Annotated in this window: 1 protein-coding gene; it reads left to right on the top strand. The window is 34.1% G+C overall.

Annotated elements, in window-relative coordinates:
* Nucleotides 1-38: 38 nt before the first annotated feature.
* On the top strand, nucleotides 39-595 hold a 557-nt coding region (locus R7Z50_RS29110), incomplete at its 3' end, for a radical SAM protein (RefSeq protein ID WP_318149959.1).

The raw sequence follows: 595 nt of genomic DNA on the forward strand, positions 1-595 counted from the left end.
AAACTAGTTCCATCTTGGTTGGAGTAGAAGAATTCCTTATGGCTGGTTTACATACTACAGTGAAAGTTGTTGGCTCAAAATGCAACTATGATTGTCAATATTGTTTTTATTTAGAAAAGGACCTGCTCTTAAAATCTAAAAAATCAATGAATATAGAAACGCTAGAGACTTATATTAAAAATTATATTTCTAGCCAAGATACGCCTATTGTCGAGTTCGCATGGCACGGTGGAGAACCTACATTGATAGGCATTGATTTTTATGAAAAGGCTGTTGAGTTTCAAAAACAATACGCTAACGGAAAATTAATAAAGAACACAATTCAAACCAATGGTTCTAAATTAAACAGTGATTGGTGCCGATTCTTTCGAGAAAATAACTTCTTGGTTGGATTAAGTTTAGATGGGCCTGAGTGGCTTCAAGAAAAATACCGAACCAAACAAGGAAAAAGTGCTTTTAAAGAAAGCTTTTCTGCATTAAAGCTTCTACAAAAAATGAACGTTGAATACAACGTTTTGGCATGTGTGACCAAAGAGTATTGCAAACATGCTGAGGCTATCTATTCATTTTTCCGCAAGAATAAGGTGAAACATAT

The sequence above is a fragment of the Vibrio sp. 1249-1 genome (assembly GCF_033340495.1).